Here is a 16,941-nt window from a genome sequence, read left to right as displayed (position 1 = left end):
CCCTTCAGGAGCCGCCCCTCGGATTAGTCTGGGCTGAAGCGAAGGGCTAGGCGCTGCGCGCGATGCGTTCGACTTCCTTTTGTACCGCCGCCTGGACGATACCGGGCAGGTTGTTGTCCAGCCAGTCCTTCAGAAGCGGGCGCAGCATCTCGGCGACCATGGCCTCGACCGTGTTGCCGCTGACGAAGGGCAGGTCGCCCGAGGCCGATGGGGCCGGCTCAGGCTTCTTGAAGCTGGCGGCCAGACCCGCGAAGGCCGACGCGGCGCTGGCGGCGGCGCTCTCGCCGACAAGCGTGTCGTAGGCCGGGGCCGGCTGGGGAGCCGATTCGTAGCTCGGCGCAGGTTCCGGTTCGGGCTGATAGTGCGCGGGCGAATGTTCGACCACGTCCAGATCGCCGATGGTCTCGGCCGGCGCCTCATAGCGATCGGTCAGTTCCAGCACGTCGTCTTCGACGGCGGCGGGCTCGGGCGTCGGTTCGGCGGTGGCGGCGAAGATGGTCTCTGCCGGCAGCGGTTCGGGAACCGGCTCAGGCGTGGCTTCCGGCATCGCGGCCGCCGGCGTCTCGGCCGGGGCCTCGTCTTCAGAGATGATCCGGCGAATCGACGCCAGAATCTCTTCCATGGTCGGTTCCTGGGCGGACTGATCGGTCATGGCGCAACCTTGGGCGAGGCCTGGGTAGAAGGGGTAGGCGCCGAACGAAGGATCGCTCGAAACCTGTGCCTTGTCGTCGCATCTTCGCCCGTCGGAATCAACGGGCGGTTTCCGTCCGTATTCGACGCGGTCAGTTCTGCGGCGCCGTGCGCACGACCTCGCCCTTGAGCTGAGCGTCGATCGGCGCGTCGACGGTGTCCGGCGTGGTCACGATCGGGGGCGAGGCCACGCGATCCAGCGTCTCGATCACGCCGTCCCACGGCAGGCCGCCGCGTCCCTTGACCTGGTCGTAGTTCGTCGCAGGATCATAGGCCTCGATCGTCGGGTTCAGGGCCGGGCCTTCCAGCTGGCCCATGGCGGCCAACAGCGAGGCGCGAGCGACGTATTCGGCGGCGCGGGCGCTGGCGACCGCCGTCTGGGCGTTGCGCAGAGCCAGTTCCTGGTTCAGCACGTCCAGCGTGGTGCGCAGGCCGACTTGAGCTTCCTGGCGCACCCCTTCGGCCGCGACCGATGCGGCGCGAACGGCTTCCGTGCCGGCCGCGACCGTGGCGCGGGTCGACAGCACCTGGGCGTAGGCCGAGCTGACGTTCTGAAGCACGGTGCGGCGCTCGCCCTCGATGCCGATCTGGGCCGCGTTGGCGCGCTCCAAAGCCTGGGCGACGCGCGAGCGGTTCAGACCGCCGGTGAAGAGCGGCACAGACAGAGTGGCGCCGGCCGTGAAGCTGCGGCGATCGGCCAGTTCACCGAGGTCGCCGAGATCATTGGAAGATCCGCCGTAGGAGGCGGTGGCGCGCACCGACGGCAGATATTCCGAACGGGCGGCGGCGACGGCGGCCTCGGCGCTTTGCAGTTGATAGGTCGCGGCCAGAACAGCGGGATTGCGCTGCAACGCCGTCTCGATGGCGACGTCGAAGTCGCTGGGAACCTCCGGCAAGATCGGCGCAGCTTCCAGATCGGCCGGCGACTGGCCGACGACGGCGGCATAGGCGGCGCGCGACGTGGACAGCTGGGCTTGGGCGTTCGCCAGGTCGGCTTCGGACTGCGCCTGCGAGGCTTCGGCCTGGGCCACGTCCGTGCGGGTGATCTCGCCGACCTCGAAACGGGCGCTGGTTTCTTCCAGCTGACGTTGCAGCACCGTCAGGTTCTCCTGGCGGATACGCAGGATTTCCATGTCGCGGGTGACGTTCACATAGGCCTGGATCACCGACAGCATGACCGATTGTTCGATCTCACGCAGGTTCTCACGGCCGGCCAGGACGCTGGCGCGGGCCTGATCAATGGCGCGCGAGGTGCGACCGGCGGTCCAGACATTCTGGCTGACGCTGACGCCGACATTGGCGCCTTCGGTTTCGGACGACGACGTCGTGACCTGGGTGTCGGGTACGCCGTCGCCGTTCGTGTCGACGAACTGGGTCACGGCGGGGAAGTCGCTGCGGGTGTAGTCCACGCCAGCCGAGGCGCCGATGGTCGGGCGCAGACCCGACCGCGCCTGAACCACCGTCTCGTCCAGCGCACGCTGGTTGGCGCGCTGGGCCAGCAGGTTGGGATTGGTCCGATAGGCCAGGGCGATGGCGTCCTGAAGCGTCTCCGCCCAGGCCGGCGCGCCCAGACCGGTCATCACGGCGACCACAGCGGCCGAAGCCAGCACACGCGAGCGTTTCAACATTGTCCGTCCTTGCCTGACGCCCCGAAGAACGCCCGAATGCTTTCTCAAGCGTAACTGCGGCCTGACCGAACCACACGCCAGTTAAGTTTTCTTCACGGTTGCGAACGGCATTTCCGTCGCAACCGTGCGTCTCTTTGGTCTTACAGCGCGAAAGTGGGGGCCGGCTTCAGCTCGGCAAGGACAGCAGGCGACGAATCGAACAGTTCGCGGCGCGACAGCCCTTCGCGCGTCTGAACATACAGGGCCGCCTTGCCGATCGCTCCGCGACGTTCGACCAAGACGATCCGGCCGCCGGGGCGCAGGGCCGCGCCCCACGATTCGGGCAGGCTCTCGACGCCGCCTTCGGAAATGATCAGATCCCACCCTTCGCCGGTCGGCTGAGCCAGCGGCGCAACGACCGTCGCCACGCCTGCATCCGACAGGGCCTCGCCGACCACGGCGAAAACGGCGTCGTCCGACTCCTGAGCCGTGACACTGACACCCATACGGGCCAGCACGGCGGCGGCATAGGGCGCGGCGATCGCCAGGGCCTTCTCGCCTTCGCGTGCATCGGCCGCTTGCAGCAGCTTGGCGACGTCGCGCGCCGGCATCAGGCGGCGCTCGCCCGCGATCACCACCGATTCTTCGGAATAGGCGGCGAAGGCGCGATCAGGCGCGCAGAACTTTTCACGCGGCACGGCCATCATGGCCAGGTGAATCGCGCGATCCGTCACGTCGTTCACTCGCACCTGCGAGTCGACCATGGCCTTGCGCTCTGCGGTGAAATCCATCTGTAGGCAGCCTTCAACGATAATCCGGGAGGAAAACTCGCGCGCTTATAGGTCCGTGCGTTGCAGCGGACAATCCGATCTGATAGCGAACGCCCCTCGCGATGACCGCCCCCGAGAAATCGGGGACAAAAAGCGGCCTGATGGCGGAGTGGTGACGCAGAGGACTGCAAATCCTTGCACCCGGGTTCGATTCCCGGTCAGGCCTCCATCGCGACGATACGGACGAAGGCCGCCCCTCGGGGCGGCCTTCGCGTTTTCAGCTTCCAGCAAGCGTCGTCGTCGTCAGATGATGAAGCGCAACCGCACTCGTCGCCGCGACATTCAGCGAATCGAACCCGCCCGCCATAGCGATGCCGATCGGCCGGCAACGGTCGATCAAATCCTTGGGCAGCCCCGGACCTTCCGACCCCAGCATCAGGGCGACCGGTCCGGAGCGCCTGTAGTCCGAAAGCCGCTCGGTCGCTGAAGGCGTCAGCGCCAACACCTCGACGCCGGCCCGCTGCAGGGCCTCGATAATGTCTGTCGCGCCGGCCACGACGAACGGCGTGCGCAGCACCGCGCCGACCGAAACGCGAATCGCCTTGCGGTAAAAGGGATCGCAGCAGGTCGGATCAAGCAGCACAGCCCTGGCGCCGAACGCGGCGGCGTTCCTGAACAGGCCGCCGACATTGTCGTGGTTGCCGATCCCGCTGGCCAAGACGAACACGTCCTGCGGCCCGATATCCGCCAGCACTTTGTCCAGCGACAGGGGCTCGGGCTTTTGGCCCAAGGCCAGAATGCCCCGGTGCAGTTCGAATCCCGCGATCCGGTCCAGCACGGCCTGGCCTGCGACATAGACGGGCGTTGCGGGCGGCAGAGACGTGATGACGTCGCCCAAGGCCGCGACGCGCTTTTCAGCCAGCAGCAGCGACAGGGGCCGACAGCGCGAAGCCGTCGACGCCAGTCCACGCACCACCACCTCCCCTTCCGCGATGAACAGCCCCTGACGACCCGTCAGATCGCGCTCGCGGATATCGCGATAGGCCGCAACACGCGGGTCGTCGGGATGGTCGATAAATATCGTTTCGATTGGCTCGTTTTCCCATTGCAAGATCGGAACGGCCGCTGCTATACGCCCGCCTCCCGAGCAGATGTTCCGCAGTAGCTCAGTGGTAGAGCAGCCGACTGTTAATCGGCTGGTCGTAGGTTCGAATCCTACCTGCGGAGCCACTCGGGGTAAAGACTGAGGCCAGACAAGGCGTTAGGTCGAAAACTTTCCATAAGACCTGATCCTTTCGCACGATGACCGAGCTGCTGGGCGCGGGCATGCCGCGCTCTGGTCGCTTTGACGCACCCCGCCCCTGCCCGTAAATCGTAGCGAACTTTGCCCAACCTTGAGCGTTGGCAAAGCTACCCCCACGATCCAGGAGAGACGCCCCGCCTCGATGTCCATCAGCTTCCTTCTCGTCGTCATCCTGGTCCTGCCGTTCCTTGGCGCCATCGTCGCGTCCGGCTTGCCGCGTCATGCACGCACCTCGGCCGCCATCCTGTCCTGGGTCGTGGCCTTGGTCAGCCTGGGGTGTCTGGCAGCGCTATGGCCGATGTTCCAGGACGGGGAGACGCTGCGCTACGAAATCTCGTGGCTGCCGTCGCTTGGCGTCAATCTGGTGCTTCGACTGGACGGACTGTCGTGGCTGTTCAGCGCCCTGATTCTGGGGATCGGCGCCTTGGTGGTGCTGTATGCCCGCTACTACATGTCGCCGAAGGATCCGGTGCCGCGGTTCTTTTCCTTCCTGCTGGCCTTCATGGGCGCGATGCAAGGCGTGGTGCTGTCGGGCAATCTGATCCAGCTAGTCGTCTTCTGGGAGCTGACCAGCCTCTTTTCCTTCCTGTTGATTGGCTATTGGCACCAAAACCCCGCCGCGCGCGAAGGATCCCGCATGGCGCTGACGGTGACGGCCACGGGCGGCATCGCCCTGCTGGTCGGGATGATCCTGATCGGGCGGATCGTCGGGAGTTACGACCTCGATGTCGTCTTGGCATCACGAGAGGCGATCCAGACCAGCCCGCTGTATCTGCCCGCGCTGATCCTGCTGCTGCTCGGCGCGATGACCAAGAGCGCGCAGTTTCCGTTCCACTTCTGGCTGCCCCGCGCCATGGCCGCGCCGACGCCGGTCAGCGCCTATCTGCACTCCGCGACCATGGTGAAGGCGGGGATCTTCCTGCTGATCCGCTTCTGGCCCGTCCTGGCGGGGTCGGAGAGCTGGTATCTGATCGTCGGGGGCATGGGTCTGGCGACGCTGCTGCTCGGCGCCTGGTGTGCCATCTTCCAGCATGATCTCAAAGGCCTGCTGGCCTATTCGACGATCAGCCATCTGGGCCTGATCGTGCTGCTGCTGGGATTGGGCAGTCCGCTGGCCTGTATTGCGGCCATCTTCCACACGGTGAACCACGCCACTTTCAAGGCGTCGCTCTTCATGGCCGCCGGCATCATCGACCACGAAGCCGGCACGCGGGATATGCGCAAGCTCAGCGGTCTGTTTCGCTTCATGCCTTTTACAGCCACCCTGGCCATGGTGGCCGCAGCCGCGATGGCGGGCGTGCCCCTGTTGAACGGCTTCCTGTCCAAGGAAATGTTCCTGGCCGAGGCGGTGGCCAGCGCCCATACGCACGGCCTGAACATGCTGCTGCCCGCCCTGGCCACCTTGGCCAGCGCCTTCAGTGTTCTGTATTCACTGCGGTTTATCCACGCGACCTTCTTCGGCCCGGCTCCGACCGAGCTGGATCGCATCCCGCACGAGCCGCCCGCCTGGATGCGGCGCCCCGTCGAGGTGCTGGTCGCCCTGTGCCTGGTCGTCGGCATCTTCCCGGCTGTAACGGTGGGGCCGTTCCTGAAAAGCGCCGCCGTTTCGGTGCTGGGCTTTGACCTGCCCTATTACAGTCTGGCCCTGTGGCACGGGTTCAATCTGCCGCTGGTGCTGAGCCTTATCGCCCTCGCCGGCGGCGTGGGTCTCTATGTCGTCTTCGGCAAACGCATCAACGCCAATCCGCGCGGCGGACCGTGGGGCTGGAAGCGTCTGAACGGCGGCTGGTTGTTCGAGCGAACCATGACCGGCCTGTTCAAAGGGTCGGAAGCGATGCTTCGCCTGTTCGGGGCCAAGCGACAGCAGCCACAGCTGCGGGCCATCGTCTTGGTCGCCCTGCTGGCAGGCGGGCTAGCGGCGATCAGCGCCGGATTGGTGATCCGCCCGATCATGCCGACATTGACCCTGTCCAACTGGGCCTTCGCCTGTCTTTGGCTGGTCGGCGCCAGTTGTGCAGTCGCGGCGGCATGGCAGGCGAAATATCACCGGCTGGCGGCGGTGGTTCTAATGGGCGGCGCAGGTCTGGCCAGCTGCCTGTCCTTCGTCTGGCTGTCGGCGCCGGATCTGGCCGTGACCCAGTTGCTGGTCGAGGTCGTGACCACCGTCCTGCTGCTGCTGGGCCTACGTTGGCTGCCGAAACGGCTGGAGACCATTCGCCTGCCACAGGCCATGGAGAAGCGGTCTCGCCGCCGGCGCCGTATCGACCTGATCATCGCCGCCGCCGTCGGCGCGTCCTTGGCGGCCATTTCCTACGCCGTCATGACGCGTCCATCGATCGAGGGGATTTCGCGCTTCTTCGTCGAGCACGCCTACAAGGACGCGGGCGGGCGCAATATCGTCAACGTCATCCTGGTCGACTTCCGCGCCTTCGACACCTTTGGAGAGATCACGGTTCTGGGCATTGTCGGTCTGACGATCTTCGCCCTGCTGCGCCGCTTCCGTCCCGCCGACGACACCCTGTCCAATCCCAGCCAGCAGAGCGTGCAGGATGCCTCAGACCGCGATCATGAGACGCGATCGGAGGGCGACACGCTGAAGGAGACCATGCTGATCCCCCGCGTGGTGATGCGCTGGATATTCCCCTTCATCATCCTGCTCGCCGTTCACCTGTTCCTGCGCGGGCACGACCTGCCGGGCGGGGGTTTCGCGGCGGGCGTCGCCCTGTCGATCGCCTTCATCCTGCAATATATGGCCTCGGGCGCCCGCTGGGTCGAAGAGCGGCTGGCAATCCGGCCCATCTTCTGGATCGGGGCCGGCCTGGTGATCGCCGCCCTCAGCGGGATCGGATCGTGGCTTTTCGCCTATCCCTTCCTGACGTCCTGGTTCCAGTATGCCGACCTGCCGATCCTGGGACGCGTGCCCTTGGCCAGCGCCGTGCTGTTCGACTTGGGCGTGGTCGTTCTGGTCGTGGGCGCCACGGTCCTGACCCTCGTCGCCCTGGCGCACCAGTCGCTGCGCAAGCCCAAACAGAGAGACAACGAGGAGGGAGAGCTGTCATGATGGAGCTGGTTCTCGCCCTCGCCATCGGCGTGCTGTCGGCCTCGGGTGTCTGGTTGCTGCTGCGCCCGCGCACCTTCCAGGTGATCATGGGGCTGTCGCTGCTGTCCTATGCGGTCAATATCTTCATCTTCGCCATGGGACGGCTGAGGTCGGGCGCGCCGCCGGTGCTGGCTGGCGAGGTCTCCGACCCCGCGCGCTACACCGACCCGACGCCGCAGGCGCTGGTCCTGACCGCGATCGTCATCAGCTTCGCCCTGACCGCGCTGTTCCTGGTCGTCATTCTGGCCGCGCGCGGCATCACCGGCAGCGACCATGTCGATGGCAAGGAGCCGGACGCATGATCGACTGGAACGCCCATCTGATCATCGGCCCCATCGTCCTGCCGATGATCATCGCCTCGGCCATGCTGCTGCTGGACGAGCGTCGCCGAACGCTGAAGGCGGCGCTCAGCTTGAGCGCTATGGCCGCCATTCTGATCATGGCCTTGGTTCTGCTGCACGAAAGCGCAAACGGCGCCGTGGGCGGCGGCGATACTGCGCGGGTCTATCGCCTGGGATCGTGGGCTGCGCCCTACGGGATCGTCCTGGTGGCCGACCGGCTGTCGACGATGATGGTCGCGCTGACCAGCGTTCTGGGCGGATGCGCCCTGATCTTCGCCCTGGCGCGATGGGACCGGGCGGGGCCGCGCTTCCACGCCCTCTTCCTGCTTCTGATCATGGGCGTGAACGGCGCCCTGCTGACCGGCGACCTGTTCAACCTGTTCGTCTTTTTCGAGATCATGCTCGCCGCCTCGTACGGACTGGCCCTGCATGGGTCGGGCGAGGCGCGTGTGCGGGCAGGCGTGATCTATATCGCCGTCAATCTGACCGCGTCCTTGCTGTTCCTGATCGGCGTCAGCCTGATCTACGGGGTGATCGGCACGCTGAACATGGCGGATGTTGCAACGCGGGTTGCGACCATCTCAGTGGATGACCTGGGACTGTTTCATATCGGAGCGGCGGTGCTGGGTACGGCCTTTCTGATCAAGTGCGCCATGTGGCCCTTAGGGTTCTGGCTGACCCCGACCTATTCGGCAGCCAGCGCGCCGGCGGCGGCGGTCTTCGCCATCCTGTCCAAGGTCGGGGTCTACGTGGTCATCCGCCTCAGTCTTCTGCTGTTCGGCGCCGACGCGGGCGCCTCCGCCGGATTTGGCCTGACCTGGCTGTTTGTCGGTGGACTGGCGACCATAGCGTTCGGCACGTTCGGCCTGATCGCCTCTCGCGATCTATCGCGCGCCGCCGGGTTCGGTGTGATGATTTCGTCCGGCACCGTTCTGGCCAGCCTGGGCGTCGGCGATGCGGCGACCCTCAGCGGCGCGCTCTTTTACCTGATCGGCTCCACCCTGGCCTGCGCAGCCCTGTTTCTGCTGGCCGAGATCCTCCAGCGAGGGCGAGAATCCGATGTCGGAGAGGCGCGCGCTGTTTTCGATGACGAGTATCGTGATCCGTTCGACGACGAAGAGCGCAACGAGCCGGGCCTGGTCATTCCGGCGGCCGTCGCGGCCCTGGGCGGGGCCTTTCTGATCTGCACTCTCATGGTCGCCGGCTTGCCGCCTTTGGCCGGCTTCGTCGGGAAACTGTCTATGATCAGCGCCCTGGTCGGCGTTGGCGATGCGGCGGCCTGGACGCTGGCAGCCGTGCTTTCCGTGTCCAGCCTCGGCGCCTTGATCGGCCTGACGCGCCTGGGCGTCGGCGCGATCTGGACACGCGACGAAGATGCGCCGGCATTCGTGGTGGGTGCGGCCGAGCTGACGGCGGTCGCAGCCCTGCTCGGCGCCTGCGTGTTTCTGGCCATCTTCGCTGGCTCTGGCCTGATCTACACTGACCACACGGCGGCCTGGCTGGCTGACCCGCAAGGCTATATCCACGCGGTGCTGGGCGGGGGCGGTCGATGAGACGCGTCCTCCCCTACCCCATCCTGTCACTAGGCCTGTTCGTCGCCTCAATCCTGCTCAGCGCCTCGGTCGCGCCGCCGTCTCTGGCGCTCGCAGTGCTGCTGGCCCTGCTGGCGCCGATCATCATGTTGGCGCTGGGTGTGGATCGCGTGCGGGTGAAGGCGCGGATGGCCATAATGCGCCTCGCCATCGACGTTATCGGCGACATCGTGCGCTCCAACTGGGCGGTGTCGCACATCATTCTGGGGCGGCGACGGCATGAGCGCACATCCGGCTTCATCCATATCCCGCTGGACCTGCGCGACCGGTATGGTCTGGCGGTTCTGGCCATCATCATCACCTCGACGCCCGGCACCTTGTGGGTCGAGTATGAGTCCGCGACCGGCCGTCTGCTGCTGCACGTGCTGGATCTCGTGGATGAGGAGACCTGGGTGCGGCTGATCAAGGATCGCTACGAACGCCGGCTGATGGAGATTTTCGAATGACGGCGGCGGTGCTGACCTGGGGCCTGGGTCTGGCCCAGCTGATGCTGATCTGCGCCATGGGCCTGGCGGCATGGCGGATCATTCACGGTCCGCGCGCCCAGGATCGCGTCCTGGGCATGGACACCCTTTATCTGAACGGCATGCTGCTGGTCGTGGTGTTCGGCATCCGCACCAACAGCCAGCTCTATTTCGAGGCCGCCCTGGTGATCGGCATGTTGGGCTTCGCCGTCACCGTGGCCCTGGCCAAGTTTCTGATGCGCGGCGAGGTGATTGAATGACCCAAGCTGACGTTCCCACATGGGCCGCCATCATCGTCGTCGCCCTGGCCGTCATCGGCTCGGGCCTTTCGCTACTGGGCGCGGTTGGGCTGGTTCGGCTGAAGACCTTCTATGAGCGCGTCCACGCCCCGACGCTTGGCGCCACGCTGGGCATGGCGCTGGTCCTGCTGGCGTCGATCGTCTGGTTCACGACCGTCGAGCGGCGTTTCATGCCGCGCGAAATCCTGATCGGCCTGTTCCTGACGGTCACGACGCCGGTCACCCTGATCCTGCTCGCCCGCGCCGCCCTGTTCCGTGATCGCACCGACAGGGTCAAAGACACGCCGAGGAAGGGCTGATCGACCGGCAAAAAAGAAGCCCGGCGGGGGCGCCGGGCTGCAAGCAGGTTCGGTGATGGTGTCCCTGAGGACGGCCCATTCCTTAACCGAAATGGTTTCCAGATCGTTAAGCGCCTTCAGTCCGGCAGCCAGGTCGTCTGACGTCCCGCTGGATCGACGGGCCATGTGATCCGCCAGCCCGCCCCCGCCCGCTCGACGACGAAGCCGCCAGCCGCACCCATGCCCGGATAGTCGAAGCTCTTTCCATTCACCGTGATCGTCGCCGGACCGGACTGTCCGATGACGGCTCGCCAGCGGCCGCGTCCGATCGCCGTCGGCGCCATATCTGCGCCGTTGATATTGACCGAGGGAGCCGCCCCATTCGTCCGGCCTGAAGCCATCAGAGTCGCACCGTCCGAATCCACCGCATCCAGCCCCTCGCCGCCATCGAGCCGAACAGTCGGCTGGCCTGCTGCGATCAGGGCGACGGGACCGGCTCCGCCCTGGATCACCACCAGCGTCTCAGGCGAGACGGCGGCGTCCTCGCCCACCTGCACCTCGGGCGTAAAGCGCACATCGCCGCTCAAAGGCGGCAGTCGCAGTTCGAACCGCCCCGCGCCGTCCGCCGTCGTCGCCACGGCCGCAGTATCCAGCGCACGCAGCACGACGCGCGCATTGGGCCCCGCCCCGCCGCGCAGCATCAGAACGCCGCCGTCGCGCATCACGCCATCAATCTGGGGCGGGCGAACCCAGGGCGAGGCCTCGTCGGCCCCCGTCGGCCCCGCCACGCCGCCCTGCTGATCGGAACAGGCTGCGGCAGCCAGGACCGCGACACATGCGACCATCATCTGACGTTTCATCCTGCGCCTCTACGATATAGGACTGGCGACCCAGCGCCTCGAGCCTGTGTTAGCTTGAGCGCCGTCGGTTTGGCCATGGCCAGGCCGCCTATTCGTTTTCTTCGAGGCTCCATGTCCCTGCCCCCCGTTTCGTTCCTGCCGTTCGACGGCTCTTCCGTCTGCCTGTTCTGCGGCGCTTCCGAGACCGCCGATCCCTCCTATACCGAGGTGGCCTACGCCTTCGGCAAGGCGGCGGCTGAGGCCGGCTGGCGGCTGGTCTATGGCGGCGGCGGCGTCGGTCTGATGGGAGCCTCCGCGCGTGGCGCGCACGAAGCGGGCGGCCGGGTCGTCGGCATCATGCCGGCCTTCCTGCGCAGCCGCGAACGCCTGTTCGACGAGGTCGAAACCGTCGTCGTCACCTCGATGCACGAGCGTAAGCAACTGATGTATGACCAATCCGACGCCTTCGTGGTGGCACCCGGCGGCATCGGCACCCTGGAAGAGGTCGTGGAACTGCTGTCCTGGAAGCGGCTGGACCTGCATCACAAGCCAGTCGTCTTCCTGAACCTGAACGGCTTCTGGAACGGCTTCTTCGACCTGATGAAGCACAGCGTCGCAGAAGGAATGACGCCGCCGTCGTTCTTGGACGCCTGGACCGTCGCCGAAACCGTCGAAGAGGCGATGGCGCAGGTTCAGGCCGGCGGCGATGCGCCGCAATTGAAACATGATCATCGATAAGTGATCATCGCTCATAATCCGCTGCGCGCGTCTTGACAGTTTTTATCGAAAACTGACATGGGAGCGCAGCGGCATGACGCCGTTCTTCATTTCGGAGAGTTTTCAATGCGCGCTCTGCTGATCGCCGCCGCCCTGTTCGCCGCCGCCCCTGCGGTCGCCCAAGCCCCCGCCGCCACCAGCCTGACGCTGGCCGACGCCGCCAAGGCGCCTGCACGCGCCACCATCATCGACGGCGCTCGTTGGTCCTGCGAAGGCGCGACCTGCACCGCCGCAGGCGGCACGGAACAGCCCGCGACGCGCGCCTGCCGCCGCGTGGTTCAGAAGTTCGGTCCGGTGACCGCCTTCTCCTACAAGGGTGTCGCCCTGAGCGCCGACGAACTGGCCGTGTGCAACGCTTGATCTGGATTGAGGCGGCTTAGGCTGCCTCACCTCTCAGACGCCGCTGGATGGTTTCGCGACCGATCAGCGGCGCCATGGCCGCCATGTCCGGCCCGTGCCGCTGCCCCGTCAGCGCCAGACGCAGCGGCATGAACAGCGCCTTGCCCTTGGCGCCCGTCTCGGCCTTGACGGCCGAGGTCCACGCCGACCAGGCGTTCTCGTCGATCACTTCCGGCAGCAGACGCAGCGCTGTTTCAATGAAGGTCGCATCTTCGATCACCGGTTGGATCGGACCATGGACGATCTGCGCCATGTCCGCGACGTCGGCGAACTTTGTCAGATTGCCCCGAACCGTATTCCAGAAGGCTTCGCCCAGATCGGCGCCGAGAGCCTGAAGACGCGGCTGCGCCGTGGCATAGTCCATGACGTGCAGCGCCTGGGCGTTTAGCCGGTCCAGATCCGCCGTATCGTAACGCGCCGGCGAACGGCCCATCTTGGAGAAGGCGAAGCTCTGACCCAGAGCCTCGACCGAGGCGCCGAGTTCCAGCGGATCAGAGGTCCCGATCCGGCCGAGGTGGCTGGTGATCGCGATCGGCTCATAGCCTTGGTCGCGCATGTCGCTGATCGACAACGACCCTAGACGCTTGGACAGGGCCGCGCCGTCGGCGCCGACCAGCAGCGGCATGTGGGCGAAGCCCGGAACCGTCGCGCCCAGCGCTTCGAAGATTTCGATCTGCGCGCCGGTGTTGGTTACGTGATCCTCGCCCCGGATGATGTGCGTGATGGCCATGTCGATGTCGTCGACCACCGACGGCAGGGTATAGAGGAACAGGCCGTCTTCGCGGATCAGCACCGGGTCCGACATCGAGGCGGTGTCCACCTCCGCATGACCGCGCGCCAGGTCTTCCCAGGCGACGCGCTTGCCGTCCAGTTTGAAGCGCCAGTGGGGGCGACGCCCTTCGGCTTCGTAAGCGGCCTTCTGCTCTTCGGTCAGTTCCAGCGCCGCGCGGTCATAGATTGGCGGCAGGCCGCGCGACAGTTGCACCTTGCGCCGACGGTCCAGCTCGTCAGCGGTCTCATAGGCGGGATAAAGCCGCCCCGACGCCTTCAGCTTGGCGGCCGCTTCTTCGTAGCGATCGAACCGCTTGGACTGATTATAGCGCTCGTCCCACGGCATCCCCAGCCAGGTCAGATCATCTTCGATCCCCTGTTCGAACTCGGGCGTGGAGCGCGCCAGGTCGGTATCGTCGATGCGCAGGACGAACGATCCGCCCTGGCCCTTGGCGAACATCCAGTTCACCAAGGCGGTGCGGACATTGCCGACGTGCAGCTTACCCGTGGGCGACGGGGCGAAACGAACCTTGACGGACATGGGTAGACGACCTCGAAAGCGAGGCGGCTAGGTCGCCCCGCAACCCGGCGAAGTCAAGGCGCGGAAGGCTTAAACCTCAGTCGTCGCGGTGAACGCGTTCGCGGCGTTCGTGGCGTTCCTGGGCTTCGACCGACAGGGTCGCCGTCGGACGGGCTTCCAGACGACCCAGGCTGATGGGTTCGCCCGTATCCTCGCAGTAGCCGTAGGAACCATCCTCGATCCGGCGCAGCGCGTCGTCGATCTTGGAGATCAACTTGCGTTGGCGGTCGCGGGTGCGCAACTCCAGCGCGCGATCGGATTCCGAAGACGCCCGGTCCACCAGATCGGGGTGGTTTTCGGTCTCGGCCTTCAGATTGACGACCGTGCCCTTGGACTCGCGAAGGATCTCATCCTTCCAGGCCAGCAGCTTCTTCTTGAAATAGGCTTGCTGCCGTTCGTTCATGAACGGCTCGCTGTCAGACGGCCGATACGGGCCGGTTTCGTCGGACACAACGGACGCCAAGGCGCTCATCGATCTCACGCTCTCTAACACGCCCCCCTGTGGCGTAGATGGCCGTATAATCAGCCCGTCGAGTCGCGGCAACGCGGTTCTCGATTCCGTGATGGAAATAGGGCGACTCACCGCCTGACAGTGGCAAAAGTCACTCACTAGCGAAGCTTAGCCGCCTGATGTCAGACGATTATTTCGTATCAGGGGCGGTTGCGGCGCATTTCGGCCTTCGCCAGTTCGACTGAAGCGCGCAGGTCGATCTGATCCAGCAAGGCGCCTAGGTCCTTGTCGTCGTCGGCGGCGCGCTCTTCGCGCAGGCTCCGCGCCAGTCGATCCAGAGCCCCCTCGTCGGCGTCGCCGTTCAGCAGGGCCAGCTTGATTTCGTCAAGGCGATCCAGAAGACCGCTGCCGCGCCGGATCGCACGACGGCGCTTCTCCAGCGGCCCCTCGACCCCTTGAAGGGCCATCAGGGCCGAGACGTCAGAGACCCCGCCCGTTGCTGCGCTGGCGGTCGTTGCAGCAGGCGCGGACGCAGCCGCGGCCTGCCCCAGCGAGAAGCCGCTGGCGGATCGCGTCGAACGTGTGCTGGCAGGCGTGCTGACGCCGTTGGGGCCGACAACCTTCATGTGCAGGTGCTCCGCGTCATGAAACCATGGATGACGGGCGGCGATGACTGTTTGGTTAACGCCCCGGCAAATCCTGCCGCTTCTCTGCCCGTCAAAGCTCGACCAACATTGAATTCACTTCTTTAATTCTCCGGCACGATCCTCGCACAGGTGGCGGCGTAACGTTGCGTGGACGCCTGACCGATGCAAAATCTGCTTGCCCGCCTGATCGCCTCCGTCGCCGCGACGCTCGTCGTCGCTGGCAGCGCGACCTCGGCGCTGGCCCAGTCGCAGTCGCGCATCAAGGACATCGCCGCCGTCGAGGGCGTGCGCGGCAACCAGTTGGTCGGCTACGGCATGGTCATGGGGCTGAACGGCACGGGCGACTCCTTACGCAACTGCCCCTTCACCCGCCAATCGCTGGAAGGCATGACCGAGCGGCTGGGCGTCAACATTCGCGGCGCCAACGCCAACACCAAGAATATGGCCGCCGTCATGGTCACGGCCGACCTGCCAGCCTTCGCCACGCCCGGATCGCGCATCGACGTGTCGGTCGCCTCCATGTGCGACGCCAAGAGCTTGCTGGGCGGTTCGCTGGTTGTCACCAGCCTGCAAGGCGCGGACGGTCAGGTCTACGCGGTGGCGCAAGGCTCGGTCCAGACCGGGGCCGTCTCGGCGTCGGGCGGTTCGGGGTCGTCGGTGACGCGCGGCGTGCCGACCGCCGGCCGCATCGCCTCGGGCGCCCTGGTCGAGCGCGAGACCGGCTTCCAGATGGCCAATATGAACGAGGTGCGCCTGAACCTGCGCAACCCCGACTTCACCACCGCCCAGCGCGTCGCCGCCGTCGTCAACGCCGCCTATCCCGGGTCGGCTTTGGCCGAGAACGGCACGGTCGTCGCCCTGCGCGCGCCTGGTGAACTGGGCATGGCGGGCTTCATCAGCCGGATCGAAAACCTGGCCGTCAGCGTCGACACCCCCGCCAAGGTCATCATCGACGAGGTCAACGGCGTCATCGTCATGGGCGACGCCGTGCGCATCTCCCGCGTCGCCATCGCCCAAGGCAATCTGACTATTTCAGTGGACGAGCAGCCACAGGTTAGTCAGCCGGCGCCCTTCAGCCGGGGCCAGACCGCCGTCGTGCCCTCGACCCAGGTGAACGTCGAAGAGGATCTGGGCACCCAGATGCGGCTGGTCGGCGGCGGGGCAAACCTGTCCACCTTGGTCAACGGCCTGAACGCCCTGGGTGTCAGCCCGCGCGACATGATCAGCATCCTGCAGGCCATCAAGGCCGCCGGCGCCCTGCAGGCCGACATCGAGGTGATGTGAGCATGACTGACCTGACCGTCTCCGCCGACCTGTTGCGCCCCGCCGCGGCCGCGCCCACGGCAGTGAACCGCGACAAGATCGCGGAAACCGCCAAGGCCTTCGAGGCCACCTTCATTTCCCAGATGCTGAAGCCGATGTTCGAAGGCCTGTCGACCGACGGCCTGTTCGGCGGCGGCCAGGGCGAGGCGACGTGGCGCAGCTTCATGCTGGACGAAATGGCCAAGTCCACGGTGAAGGCAGGCGGCATCGGCCTGAGCAACACCGTGATGGCCGAAATGCTGAAGATGCAGGAGGGCCGGCAATGAGCGACACCGAACTGGCCCAGGCGCGGGTTCGTCAGCTGACGACCTTGACCTTGCGCCTGACCGAGCGCCTGAAGGCCGAAACGGCCGCCTTCGCCGATGGCCGTCCTCAGGATGTGGCGGCCGGTCTGTCGGAAACCCAGGAGATGGCCAATCTCTATCGTCGCGATTCCGCCCATGTGAAGGCCAATCCGGCGTTGCTGAGCGGCGCTCCGCTCGAAGATCGAAAGACCCTGATCGACGCAACGCGTGAGTTCGACGCGGCCCTGACGCGACACAGCCGCGCCGTCGACGCCGCGCGTCAAATCTCCGAGGGTCTGGTCCGCGCCATCGCGGCGGAGGTCACCGCTGCCCGCACACCCGCCTCCGCCTATGCCGCCGACGGCCGCGCCTCGCTGGGCGACGGACGCGCCGTCGCCCTGAACCGCATGGCCTGAACAGGAAGGC

General features: G+C 66.1%; 19 protein-coding genes and 2 tRNA genes. 13 read left to right on the top strand and 8 right to left on the bottom strand.

Features of this window, described 5'->3' with window-relative positions; genetic code table 11:
* Positions 1–46: 46 nt before the first annotated feature.
* The 3 genes from DT343_RS02875 to DT343_RS02865 all read right to left on the bottom strand — a co-directional run bounded on the left by DT343_RS02875 (position 47) and on the right by DT343_RS02865 (position 3,088).
* The gene (locus DT343_RS02875; protein WP_112861676.1) at positions 47–652 is read right to left on the bottom strand and encodes a DUF2497 domain-containing protein; all 606 of its coding nucleotides are present in this window, start codon (positions 650–652) and stop codon (positions 47–49) included.
* A gap of 130 nt (positions 653–782) precedes the next feature.
* The gene (locus DT343_RS02870) at positions 783–2,318 is read right to left on the bottom strand and encodes a TolC family outer membrane protein (protein WP_112861675.1); all 1,536 of its coding nucleotides are present in this window, start codon (positions 2,316–2,318) and stop codon (positions 783–785) included.
* 140 nt (positions 2,319–2,458) lie between these two features.
* Positions 2,459–3,088: a protein-L-isoaspartate O-methyltransferase family protein gene (locus tag DT343_RS02865; protein WP_112861674.1), complete on the bottom strand. Its 630-nt coding sequence runs from the start codon at positions 3,086–3,088 to the stop codon at positions 2,459–2,461.
* A gap of 134 nt (positions 3,089–3,222) precedes the next feature.
* On the opposite strand from DT343_RS02865, the gene DT343_RS02860 reads away from it, so the two are divergent.
* Positions 3,223–3,296 (top strand) — tRNA-Cys (locus DT343_RS02860).
* A 48-nt stretch (positions 3,297–3,344) separates the two neighbouring features.
* Here DT343_RS02860 and DT343_RS02855 read toward each other — a convergent pair.
* Positions 3,345–4,178, bottom strand: coding sequence for a TrmH family RNA methyltransferase (locus DT343_RS02855; RefSeq protein WP_112861673.1), 834 nt, complete (start codon positions 4,176–4,178; stop codon positions 3,345–3,347).
* 44 nt (positions 4,179–4,222) lie between these two features.
* Between DT343_RS02855 and DT343_RS02850 the strand changes: the two genes are divergently transcribed.
* The 7 genes from DT343_RS02850 (at position 4,223) to mnhG (ending at position 10,465) form a co-directional block, all read left to right on the top strand.
* Positions 4,223–4,297, top strand: a tRNA-Asn gene (locus DT343_RS02850).
* A gap of 215 nt (positions 4,298–4,512) precedes the next feature.
* Positions 4,513–7,431: a monovalent cation/H+ antiporter subunit A gene (locus tag DT343_RS02845; RefSeq protein ID WP_112861672.1), complete on the top strand. Its 2,919-nt coding sequence runs from the start codon at positions 4,513–4,515 to the stop codon at positions 7,429–7,431.
* Positions 7,428–7,772, top strand: coding sequence for a Na+/H+ antiporter subunit C (locus tag DT343_RS02840; protein WP_210416180.1), 345 nt, complete (start codon positions 7,428–7,430; stop codon positions 7,770–7,772). The genes DT343_RS02845 and DT343_RS02840 overlap by 4 nt, the downstream gene beginning before the upstream one ends.
* The gene (locus DT343_RS02835) at positions 7,769–9,364 is read left to right on the top strand and encodes a monovalent cation/H+ antiporter subunit D (protein WP_112861671.1); all 1,596 of its coding nucleotides are present in this window, start codon (positions 7,769–7,771) and stop codon (positions 9,362–9,364) included. Before DT343_RS02840 ends, DT343_RS02835 begins: the two co-directional genes overlap by 4 nt.
* Positions 9,361–9,849 (top strand): Na+/H+ antiporter subunit E, encoded by a 489-nt coding sequence (locus tag DT343_RS02830; protein ID WP_112861670.1) that lies wholly within the window; start codon positions 9,361–9,363, stop codon positions 9,847–9,849. The genes DT343_RS02835 and DT343_RS02830 overlap by 4 nt, the downstream gene beginning before the upstream one ends.
* Positions 9,846–10,127, top strand: coding sequence for a K+/H+ antiporter subunit F (locus tag DT343_RS02825; RefSeq protein WP_112861669.1), 282 nt, complete (start codon positions 9,846–9,848; stop codon positions 10,125–10,127). Before DT343_RS02830 ends, DT343_RS02825 begins: the two co-directional genes overlap by 4 nt.
* The gene (gene mnhG, locus DT343_RS02820; protein ID WP_112861668.1) at positions 10,124–10,465 is read left to right on the top strand and encodes a monovalent cation/H(+) antiporter subunit G; all 342 of its coding nucleotides are present in this window, start codon (positions 10,124–10,126) and stop codon (positions 10,463–10,465) included. Before DT343_RS02825 ends, mnhG begins: the two co-directional genes overlap by 4 nt.
* A gap of 116 nt (positions 10,466–10,581) precedes the next feature.
* Here mnhG and DT343_RS02815 read toward each other — a convergent pair whose 3' ends face one another.
* Positions 10,582–11,292 (bottom strand): hypothetical protein, encoded by a 711-nt coding sequence (locus tag DT343_RS02815; protein ID WP_112862552.1) that lies wholly within the window; start codon positions 11,290–11,292, stop codon positions 10,582–10,584.
* A 123-nt stretch (positions 11,293–11,415) separates the two neighbouring features.
* Between DT343_RS02815 and DT343_RS02810 the strand changes: the two genes are divergently transcribed.
* Together DT343_RS02810 and DT343_RS02805 are read left to right on the top strand one after the other, a co-directional pair.
* Entirely contained in the window at positions 11,416–12,021 is a 606-nt protein-coding gene (locus DT343_RS02810) for a TIGR00730 family Rossman fold protein (RefSeq protein WP_112861667.1), read from the top strand.
* A 105-nt stretch (positions 12,022–12,126) separates the two neighbouring features.
* On the top strand, positions 12,127–12,420 hold the full coding sequence (locus DT343_RS02805; RefSeq protein WP_017504618.1) for a CC_3452 family protein: 294 nt from the start codon (positions 12,127–12,129) through the stop codon (positions 12,418–12,420).
* Positions 12,421–12,436: 16 nt separating this feature from the next.
* Here the strand turns inward: DT343_RS02805 and gltX are convergent, their stop codons facing one another.
* From gltX to DT343_RS02790, 3 genes are all read right to left on the bottom strand, one after another.
* A complete protein-coding gene (gene gltX / locus DT343_RS02800; protein WP_112861666.1) occupies positions 12,437–13,771 on the bottom strand; it encodes a glutamate--tRNA ligase in 1,335 nt (444 codons plus the stop codon).
* 76 nt (positions 13,772–13,847) lie between these two features.
* Positions 13,848–14,282, bottom strand: coding sequence for an RNA polymerase-binding protein DksA (gene dksA / locus DT343_RS02795; protein WP_017504616.1), 435 nt, complete (start codon positions 14,280–14,282; stop codon positions 13,848–13,850).
* Positions 14,283–14,461: 179 nt separating this feature from the next.
* The gene (locus tag DT343_RS02790) at positions 14,462–14,887 is read right to left on the bottom strand and encodes a flagellar assembly protein FliX (protein ID WP_112861665.1); all 426 of its coding nucleotides are present in this window, start codon (positions 14,885–14,887) and stop codon (positions 14,462–14,464) included.
* A 183-nt stretch (positions 14,888–15,070) separates the two neighbouring features.
* On the opposite strand from DT343_RS02790, the gene DT343_RS02785 reads away from it, so the two are divergent.
* From DT343_RS02785 to DT343_RS02775, 3 genes are read left to right on the top strand one after another with little or no spacing between them, the layout of a single operon-like run.
* A complete protein-coding gene (locus DT343_RS02785) occupies positions 15,071–16,192 on the top strand; it encodes a flagellar basal body P-ring protein FlgI (RefSeq protein ID WP_112861664.1) in 1,122 nt (373 codons plus the stop codon).
* A 2-nt stretch (positions 16,193–16,194) separates the two neighbouring features.
* The gene (locus tag DT343_RS02780; protein WP_066623075.1) at positions 16,195–16,497 is read left to right on the top strand and encodes a rod-binding protein; all 303 of its coding nucleotides are present in this window, start codon (positions 16,195–16,197) and stop codon (positions 16,495–16,497) included.
* Positions 16,494–16,931, top strand: coding sequence for a flagellar basal-body protein FlbY (locus DT343_RS02775; protein ID WP_112861663.1), 438 nt, complete (start codon positions 16,494–16,496; stop codon positions 16,929–16,931). Before DT343_RS02780 ends, DT343_RS02775 begins: the two co-directional genes overlap by 4 nt.
* Positions 16,932–16,941 lie beyond the last annotated feature (10 nt).

The organism is Brevundimonas vesicularis (assembly GCF_900445985.1).
GTDB lineage: Bacteria > Pseudomonadota > Alphaproteobacteria > Caulobacterales > Caulobacteraceae > Brevundimonas > Brevundimonas vesicularis_D.
Note: the sequence above shows the minus strand (reverse complement) of the source record. Positions and strands in the feature narration are given on the sequence as shown.